The following is an 8,783-nucleotide window of genomic DNA, read 5'->3' as shown; positions in this document are numbered from 1 at the left end:
GCCCAGCGGGCGCGGGCGGCGCGGACCGGCGGCGCGCTGACCGGCGGCCGGGCGCGGCCGCGGGCCGCCGAGCGGGTGCCGCGCGCCGCTGCGCCGCCGGAGCTCGCGGCCCGGGGGCTGCCCTGGGGGATCGCGCTGACGGCGGCGGGGATCGCGCTGGAGGCATACACCGGCAACACGGACAGCGGCCCGCCCCCGCCGTCCGACGCACTGCTGCCGCTGCCCGGCGGACTCGGGGGCAGCCCGCCCGGCGTGGTGGGCGGCTGGGCGCTGACGGCGGTCGGGCTGGTGCTGGCCGGGCCCGGCCTCACCCATCTGTGCGGCAGACTGCTGGCCGCCGGGCGCCCTGGCGCGCTGCGGCTGCTGGCCGGGCGGGTGTTGCAGCAGGAGGCGGGGCGCCTGGGGCATTCGGTCGGCGTGCTGTGCGCCGTCGCCACCGGCGCGTACGCCGCGGTCGAGCTGTACGGCACCGGCTCCGGCCCGTCCGGGCACCGCCCCTTCGGCCCGCTCACCGGCCTGGGCGCGGCCCTGATCGTGATGTGCGCCACCGCCTCGGTGCTCACGGCGGCGCTCGAGGCGAAGAGCGCGCGGGGCGGGACGACGGACGCCCTGCTGCGGCTGGGCACGCCCCCGCGCCTGCTGCGCGGCGCCGCGGCCCTGCGCGGCCTGGCGCTGCTGGTCCTGCTGACGCCGCTGACCTGGGCGATCGCGGAGCTGAGCACACTTCCGTTCCACCGCTGACCGGCGCGGCCGTACGGAACACTGGACTGGGGCCGTACGGGACGAGACCGCGCGCGGCGCCGCCAGTAGCATGTCGCCGTGCTGACCGACGACGCTTCCACCGCCGCCCAAGACCCGTGCCCCGACCGGGAGATCGAGTCCCTGCGGGAGTTCGACGAGGTCGTGGCGCGCGGCACCCTGGCCGGTTACCGCGTCCAGTCCGTCGACCTGACGGGCCGTACGCGGGCGCTGCTCGACACGGACACCGCCGAGGCGGTCTTCCTCGGCTGCCCGATGGAGCCGGAGGCCGCCGCCAAGGTACGGGCCGGCGGCGCGCTGGTCTTCCCGCCGGTGCCAGGGCTGCCGTTCGACCCGTATCGCGGCACCCTCTACTCGCCGCAGGAGCTGTTCGAGGGGCTGGCGGAGCAGGGCTACGCGGGGACGCCCGACGCGCTGGCGTACGCCTGGTTCCAGCGCACCAAGGCCGACGGCGACATCTTCTCCTCGATGCTGCGCTCCATCCACGACGACGCCGTCTCCGACGCCCTCGACGAGCTCCTCGCCGGGTCCCGGGTCGTGGGCGTGATGGGCGGCCACGCCCTGGAGCGCGGCTCCGAAGGCTACGCGGGCGCGGCCCGGCTCGGGCGGGCCCTGGCGCGGGCCGGGCTCACGGTCGCGACCGGCGGCGGTCCTGGTGCGATGGAGGCGGCCAACCTGGGCGCGTACGCGGCCCCGTTCGCCGACGACATGCTCGACGAGTCCCTTGAACTGCTCGCCAAGGCCCCCTCCTTCCGGCCGTCCGTCGGCGAGTGGGCTGAGGCGGCCTTCGCGGTGCGCGAGCGGTGGCCGGACGGCGGCGCGTCGGTCGGCATCCCCACCTGGTTCTACGGGCATGAGCCGCCCAGCGCGTTCGCCTCGCACATAGCGAAGTACTTCGCCAACGCCACGCGCGAGGACGGCCTGCTGGCGCGGTCGAACGCGGGGGTGGTGTTCCTGCCGGGCGCCGCCGGGACCGTACAGGAGATCTTCGACAACGCGACGCCGAACTACTACGAGTCGCGCGGCGAGCCGACGCCGATGGTGCTCGTGGACCGCGACCACTGGACGCGCCGCCTGCCGACCTGGCCGCTGCTGGAGGCGCTTGCCGAGGGCAGGTCCATGAAGGCCCGGATCGCGCTGGTGGACTCGGTGGACGAAGCTCCGGGCGCGCTCATTTCGCTGGGGGCGTCGGTGGGAGCGTCCCGGGCGGCGTCGTCCCAGGCGGGCTGAGCAGCCCAGGCGGCGTCCCGGGCGGGCTGGGCATCCCGGGCGGCGTCTCCTACGGGCTGAGCAGCCGGGCCAGCGTCCGGTACGAGGCGTCCCAGCTCCACTCCTGGCACACCCAGGCCCGCCCCTTCTCGCCCATGGCCCGGGCGGCGGGCCGGTCCTGGAGCAGCGCGATCAGCCGGTCGGCGATGGCGCGCGTGGCGCGGCCGTCGACGACATGCCCGGTCTCGCCGTCCCGGACGGCGTCCGGCGCGCCGCCGGAATCCCCGGCGAGCACCGGCAACCCGGCGGCGGCCGCCTCCAGGAAGACGATGCCCAGGCCCTCGACCTCCAGGCCGCCCTTGCGGGTGCGGCACGGCATCGCGAAGACGTCGGCGGCGGCGTAATAGGACGGCATCGCGCGGTGCCGCACCCCGCCCGCGAAAACCACGGCGTCCCTGACGCCGTGTGCGTCGGCGACCCGGCGCAGCCCGTACGCGTAGGGGCCGTCGCCGACGAGCAGCAGAACGGCCCCGGGCACGGCCCGGCGCACCAGCGGCAGGGCCCGGATGAGCGCGTCCTGACCCTTGCGCCGGACGAGCCGGGCGGCGCACAGGATCACCTGCCGGCCGGCGAGCCGGTGGCGCTCGCGTACGATCCGCGCGTCGAGCCCGGGGCGGAAGGCGGAGGTGTCGACTCCGGGGACCAGCCGGGTCATCCGGGCCGCGGCGGCGGACCCCAGGGCGACGGCGAAGGCGCGCGGGTGGCGGCTCCCAGGTAGGTCACGGTGTCCGCCCCGGCCCCGACGCGGCGCAGCAGCGCTCGGGTTCCCGGGGTGCGGGCCCACCACACCTCGTGGCCGTGCGTGGTGGCGACGATCCGGCGCACCCCCGCCTCGCGGCGCAACCGCCCGGCCATCAGCCCCAGGGGCGCGGCGGCGCCGAACCACACGCTGTCGCAGCGGTGGCGGCGGGCCAGTTCCACCGCGCGGCTGGTGGCGCGCCGGGTGGGCAGCAGCGTGCGAGCCCCGTCGCGGACGACGAGATGGGGCAGGCCGGCGTCGTACGGGGCAGCGCCCGGCTCGGACGAGGTGTGGACGACGACAGCCTCCGGTGGGAAGCGGCTGGTCATGGCCTGGACGAAGGTCTCGATGCCACCCTGGCGCGGCGGAAAGTCATTGGTGATCACGAGGGTGCGCGGCATCCCGCGTGGCTGCTCGGTCATACGGCCCGAGGCTACGAACGACCCTGCCCCGCCGCGTCACACGCAGGAGGTAAGTCCGGCATCACACCGTGGTGTGACAAGGGGGCACGCCGTGGGCGGAAGACGGGGCCCGAGTATCAACCCGTACGGTGACGCGGCCCGCCGCCGTGGTACGAAGAAATGACGCCATGCGCACCCCTTCCACGGGCGGCGGACGCCCGCCCGAGCCGCCGCCCCCGCCTACCCCTGGGCGACCGGAGCGGTTCGCCCGGTCGCGGTCCTGGTGAGCTTCGCCGCGGGGTCGGATCCGTATCCGACGGCCGCCGTCAGCGGGCTGACCACCTGCTACTCCCGTCTGTGGCACATCAGCGGTTACGAGCCCGCGCCCAGCACCACCACATCGTCCGCGTCGAAAGCGACGCCGACCCGCTCCCCCTCCTTCGGCGCGTCCCGCAGCGGGCACGCCGCCTCCAGGCGCGGCGCGCCCGCCGGTTGGAGGACGAGGGCCACGCGGTCGCCGCGGAAGGTGCGCGCCGCCACCGTGCAGGGCAGGCCCTTCTCGAGGGAGGTGAGCCGTACCCCGGCCGGGCGGACCAGCAGCCGGCACGGCCCGGGCGGGGTGCCGTCGGGCACGGGCAACTCGCCCCAGCGTGTGTCGGCGCTCCCGCCCCGTACGGTGGCGTCAACCAGGTTGTCGAAGCCGAGGAAGCGGGCGACGAACTCGGTGGCGGGCCGCTGCCAAACCTCCAGCGGGGTGCCGGTCTGCGCGATGCGCCCGCCGTCCATCACCACCACCCGGTCCGCGAGCGCGAACGCCTCCCCCTGGTCGTGGGTGACCGCGAGGACCGTGGTGCCCAGTTCGCCGAAGAGCTGGCGCAGTTCGACCACCAGCCGCTCCCGCAGCCCGCGGTCGAGCTGGCCCAGTGGCTCGTCCAGCATCAGCAACTTGGGCCGCGGGGCCAGGGCGCGGGCCAGCGCGACCCGCTGCTGCTCGCCGCCGGACAGCGAGGCGATCGCGCGCCGCTGCGCGCCCGGCAGGCCGACCAGTTCCAGCAGTTCGGCGACCCGGCGCTCCGCCTCGGCGCGCGCCACCTTGCGCATGCGCAGCCCGAAGGCGACGTTGCCGCCCACATCACGCTGCGGGAAGAGCTGGTGGTCCTGGAACATCAGGCCCACGCCGCGCCGGTGGGTGGGCACCCCCGTCTGGTCCCGCCCGGCCAGCCACACCCGGCCGTTGTGGGCCCGTTCCAGGCCCGCAACGACGCGCAGCAGCGTGGACTTGCCGCCGCCGCTCGGCCCCAGCACCGACACCGTCTCGTGCTCGGCGACCTCGAGGTCCACGGCGTCCAGCGCCGCCCGCTCGCCGTAGCGGACCGTCACCTCGTCCAGTCGCAGCAGCGTCATCAGAACTCCCCCGAACGGTCGGTGCGGATCCGCTCGAGTACCAGCAGGGAGCCCGCGCACACCAGCATCAGAATCGTGCTCAGGGCCATGGCCTGGCCGTAGTTGAGCTGCCCGGCCCGGCCGAGGAAGCGGGCGACGGCGACCGGGAGGGTCGGGTGGTCGGGCCTGGCGATGAACACCGTCGCCCCGAACTCGCCGAGCGAGACGGCGAAGGCGAAGCCCGCCGCGACCCCGAGGGCCCGCGCGACCAGTGGCAGGTCCACCTCCCGCCAGGCCCGCAGCGGGGACGCGCCGAGCACGGCCGCCGCCTCGCGCAGCCGGTGGTCCACCGCGCGCAGCACGGGCAGCATGGTCCGTACGACGAAGGGCACGCCCACCAGGGCCTGCGCGAGCGGTACGAGGATCCATGAGGCGCGCAGGTCCAGCGGCGGCTCGTCCAGCGCGATGAGAAAGCCGAAGCCGACGGTGACGGCGGAGGTGCCGAGCGGCAGCATCAGCAGCGCGTCGAAGCCCCGTACCAGTCTGCCCGCTTTCCTGGTCAACGCGGCCGCCGCCAAGCCGCCCACGACGACGGCGAAGACGGTCGCCACGGCGGCGTAGCGCAGGGAGTTCCAAACGGCGTCCATAGGGGCGACGAAAAACGTCCCGCCGCTGTCCGCCACCGACTGGAGGGCGCGGTAGTAGTCGAGTCCGTAGCCGCTGGGGGCGTCCAGGGACCGTTCGACCAGGACCGCGAGCGGCAGCAGGATCAGCAGCGCCACGACGGCGAGCACGCCCCACAGCAGCACCCATTGGGCCGCGCCCTGGGGGCGGCGCGCGGTCTGTTCGGGGGCGACCAGCTTCAAGGCGCCCTCGCGGCGCCGTACGGTCCACGCGTGCAGGGCCAGGACCGCGGCCACGGCCGCGAACTGGACCAGCGTCAGCACGGCGGCGGTCGGCAGGTCGAGCAGCTGGGCGGTCTCCCGGTAGATCGCGACCTCCAGGGTGGCGTACCGGGGGCCGCCGAGGATCTGGATGACGCCGAAGGAGGTGAAGGTGAACAGGAAGACCATCAACGCGGCGGCCGCCACGGCGGGCGCCAGCGCCGGCAGCGTCACCCGCCGCCACGCGGCCAGGCGGCTCGCGCCGAGGACCCGTGCGGCCTCCTCCTGCCGCGGGTCGAGCTGCGCCCACAGCCCGCCGACGGTCCGTACCACCACCGCGTAGTTGAAGAAGACGTGCGCGAGGAGGATCGCCCATACGGAGGTGTCGAGCCGCACCCCCCACAGGTTGTCCAGCAGCCCGCCGTGGCCGAGCAGGGCCAGGAACGCCGAGCCCGCGACGACGGTCGGCAGGACGAAGGGGACGGTCACGACGGCGCGCAGCAGCCGCTTGCCGGGGAAGGTGAAGCGGGCGAAGACATACGCGCCGGGCAGCGCGACCGCCAGCGTCAGGGCGGTGGAGGCGGCCGCCTGCCAGCCGGTGAACCACAGGATGTCCAGGACCGCCGGGTCGGTGAGCACATCGCCGATACGGCCCAGCCGCCAGTGGCCGTCGACGCGCAGCCCGCGGGTGACGATGGCGGCCACCGGATAGAGGAAGAACAGCGCGAAGAAGGCGGCGGGCACGGCCATCAGGGTCAGCCGCAGCGCCGCCTCGCGCAGCCGCGCGCGCCGCCGCCCGGTGCGCTCCTTCGCCTCCTCCGGCTCAGTGGCAGGCCGCTTTACAGGACGAGCGAGGACCATGCCTTGACCCACTGGTCACGGTTCTTGGCGATCTTCCGGGGGTCCAGGGTGGCCGAGTCGGCGATCTTCACACCGTACTTCGTGAACAGCTCGGGCAGCTTCGCGTCCTCGCGGGCCGGGTTGACGTACATGTTGAGCGGCACGTCCTCCTGGAACTGCTTGGTCAGCAGAAAGTCCAGCAGCGCCTTGCCGCCCTTGGTGTTCGAAGCGCCCTTCAACAGTCCGGCGAATTCCACCTGCCGGAAGCAGGTTCCCGTCGCGACCCCCGTAGGGGCCTGCGCGGGCCGCGGCTTGGCGTCGACGACCTCGGCGGGCGGGCTGGAGGCGTACGAGACGACCAGCGGCCGGTCGCCCTTGGCGCCGCCCGCCGAACCGGAGAAGCGGTCGTAGTACGCCTGCTCCCAGCCGTCGACGACCTCGACGCCGTTGGCCCTGAGCTTCTTCCAGTAGCCCTGCCAGCCGTCGTCGCCGTACCGGGCGGCCGTGCCCAGCAGAAACGCGAGGCCGGGCGAGGAGGTGGCCGCGTTCTCGGTGACCAGGAGGTTCTTGTAGGCGGGCTTGGTCAGGTCGTCGAGGGTCTTCGGCGGGGCCAGCTTCTTGTCGGCGAAGTACTTGCGGTCGTAGTTGACGCAGATGTCGCCGAAGTCGACCGGGGTGACGCGGTGCTCGGCCGCGTCGAGCTGGAGGGCCGCCGGGACCTTGTCCAGGCCCTTGGCCTGGTAGGGGGCGAACAGGTCGTTGTCGAGCGCGCGGGAGAGCAGAGTGTTGTCGACCCCGAAGAAAACGTCGCCCTGGGGATGCGATTTGGAGAGTATCGCCTGGTTGACGGCCGCCCCGGCGTCGCCGCCCGGCAGGACCTGCACCTTGTAGCCGGTCTGCCGGGTGAACTCCTTCAGCACGGCCTTCGACGCGGCGAACGAGTCGTGCGAGACCAGCTTCACGGTCTTGGAACCGGAGCCTTTTGCGGAGCCGGAATCCTCGCCGCAGGCGACGAGCGTGGTGAGGCCGAGCGAGCCGAAGAGGGCGGCGACGACGGCATGCCGAAGACGGCTGTTCATATGAGACTGACTCCCTACGCCGGTATGACCCGGATCAGGTCCGAGGGTCTGCGGCCGAGCCGCACTCTCAGCGCTGTTCGCGCTCCCCTGTCGGAATGTTCACTTGTACGAGATGTGGATGTATGCACGAGGGTGGTGCCAGGGCACCGTATCAGCCGGCCCTCAGCGCTCCGTCGCCGCCAGCTGCCCGCACGCCCCGTCGATCTCCTGCCCCCGGGTGTCCCGGACGGTCACGGGCACGCCGTGTGCCTCCAGGGCGGCCACGAACGCCCTCTCGTCCTCGGGCCTGGACGCGGTCCACTTGGAGCCGGGCGTCGGGTTGAGCGGGATCAGATTGACGTGCACCCGGCGGCCCTTGAGCAGCCGCCCCAGCAGGTCTGCCCGCCATGCCTGGTCGTTGATGTCCCTGATCAGGGCGTACTCGATGGAGACGCGACGGCCCGACTTCTCCGCGTACTCCCACGCGGCGTCCAGAACCTCGCGGACCTTCCAGCGGGTGTTGACCGGGACGAGGGTGTCGCGCAGCTCGTCGTCGGGCGCGTGCAGCGACACCGCGAGACGGCATTTGAAGCCCTCGTCGGCGAACCGCAGCATCGCCGGCACCAGCCCGACGGTCGAGACGGTGATACCGCGCTGGGACAGGCCGAGGCCGTCCGGCTCCGGGTCGGTCAGCCTGCGGATGGCGCCGACGACGCGGTTGTAGTTGGCGAGCGGCTCGCCCATGCCCATGAAGACGATGTTGGACAGCCGCGCCGGGCCACCGGGACTGCGCTTCCCCCCGGGGGACGACCCCCCAGACCCCCCGAATTCTCCGTCCCGCAGCGCCCGCATCCCGTCGACGATCTGGTGCACGATCTCGGCAGTGGACAGATTGCGGTCCAGGCCCGCCTGGCCGGTGGCGCAGAACGGGCAGTTCATGCCGCAGCCCGCCTGGGAGCTGATGCACATGGTGACCCGGTCCGGGTAGCGCATCAGCACGGACTCCACGAGCGTGCCGTCGAACAGCCGCCACAGGGTCTTACGGGTGGTGTCGTCGTCGCAGCTGATGTGGCGCACCACGCTCATCAGGTCCGGCAGCAGCCCGGCCGCCAGCTTCTCGCGCGCGGCGGCCGGGATGTCGGTCCACTGGGCCGGGTCGTGGCTGTAGCGGGCGAAGTAGTGGCGCGATACCTGGCCGGCCCGGAAGGGCTTCTCTCCGAGGGCGGCCACGGCCTCGCGGCGCTCGGCGGGCGAGAGGTCGGCGAGATGCCGCGGGGGCTTCTTGGCTCCGCGCGGCGTGACGAATGTGAGTTCTCCGGGCTTGGGCATGGTTCAACCAGTGTCGCAGACGTGCGTACGGCCTCGTGCCAGATGGCGGGGGGAGCCAAACCATCATGAGCGGTACGAAGGCGGACGGGCCTGATGAGCCGGACGGCCATGTCGATGGAGG

General features: G+C 73.6%; 5 protein-coding genes, 2 pseudogenes and 1 riboswitch. Of the genes and pseudogenes, 2 read left to right on the top strand and 5 right to left on the bottom strand.

The window, feature by feature from the left end:
- Positions 1-741: pseudogene (locus ACWDSL_RS49865) on the top strand (hypothetical protein); the annotation flags it as partial.
- A 78-nt stretch (positions 742-819) separates the two neighbouring features.
- The gene (locus ACWDSL_RS49860; RefSeq protein WP_450495963.1) at positions 820-1,989 is read left to right on the top strand and encodes an LOG family protein; all 1,170 of its coding nucleotides are present in this window, start codon (positions 820-822) and stop codon (positions 1,987-1,989) included.
- A gap of 49 nt (positions 1,990-2,038) precedes the next feature.
- Here ACWDSL_RS49860 and ACWDSL_RS49855 read toward each other — a convergent pair.
- The 5 genes and pseudogenes from ACWDSL_RS49855 to rlmN all read right to left on the bottom strand — a co-directional run bounded on the left by ACWDSL_RS49855 (position 2,039) and on the right by rlmN (position 8,662).
- Positions 2,039-3,168: pseudogene (locus ACWDSL_RS49855) on the bottom strand (glycosyltransferase family 4 protein).
- Positions 3,169-3,540: 372 nt separating this feature from the next.
- Positions 3,541-4,572 carry an ABC transporter ATP-binding protein gene (locus ACWDSL_RS49850; RefSeq protein WP_450495961.1) on the bottom strand — a complete coding sequence of 344 codons (1,032 nt, stop codon included), beginning with the start codon at positions 4,570-4,572 and terminating at the stop codon, positions 3,541-3,543.
- Complete coding sequence (locus tag ACWDSL_RS49845; RefSeq protein WP_450495965.1) at positions 4,572-6,185, bottom strand: ABC transporter permease; 1,614 nt, start codon at positions 6,183-6,185, stop codon at positions 4,572-4,574. The genes ACWDSL_RS49850 and ACWDSL_RS49845 overlap by 1 nt, the downstream gene beginning before the upstream one ends.
- Before the next feature lie 89 nt (positions 6,186-6,274).
- A complete protein-coding gene (locus ACWDSL_RS49840) occupies positions 6,275-7,354 on the bottom strand; it encodes a thiamine ABC transporter substrate-binding protein (RefSeq protein ID WP_450495959.1) in 1,080 nt (359 codons plus the stop codon).
- A riboswitch (TPP riboswitch) is annotated at positions 7,349-7,453 on the bottom strand. (Overlaps the previous gene by 6 nt.)
- A gap of 63 nt (positions 7,454-7,516) precedes the next feature.
- The gene (rlmN, locus tag ACWDSL_RS49835; RefSeq protein ID WP_450495958.1) at positions 7,517-8,662 is read right to left on the bottom strand and encodes a 23S rRNA (adenine(2503)-C(2))-methyltransferase RlmN; all 1,146 of its coding nucleotides are present in this window, start codon (positions 8,660-8,662) and stop codon (positions 7,517-7,519) included.
- Positions 8,663-8,783: the final 121 nt, after the last annotated feature.

Source organism: Streptomyces sp. NPDC000941, assembly GCF_053599555.1.
Note: the sequence above shows the minus strand (reverse complement) of the source record. Positions and strands in the feature narration are given on the sequence as shown.

What these genes read in the sequence shown, in the direction of transcription:
- ACWDSL_RS49850 (WP_450495961.1), bottom strand. Translation starts at nt 4,572, where the DNA reads ATGACGCTGCTGCGACTGGACGAGGTGACGGTCCGCTACGGCGAGCGG.
- ACWDSL_RS49845 (WP_450495965.1), bottom strand. Translation starts at nt 6,185, where the DNA reads ATGGCCGTGCCCGCCGCCTTCTTCGCGCTGTTCTTCCTCTATCCGGTG.
- ACWDSL_RS49840 (WP_450495959.1), bottom strand. Translation starts at nt 7,354, where the DNA reads ATGAACAGCCGTCTTCGGCATGCCGTCGTCGCCGCCCTCTTCGGCTCG.
- rlmN (WP_450495958.1), bottom strand. Translation starts at nt 8,662, where the DNA reads ATGCCCAAGCCCGGAGAACTCACATTCGTCACGCCGCGCGGAGCCAAG.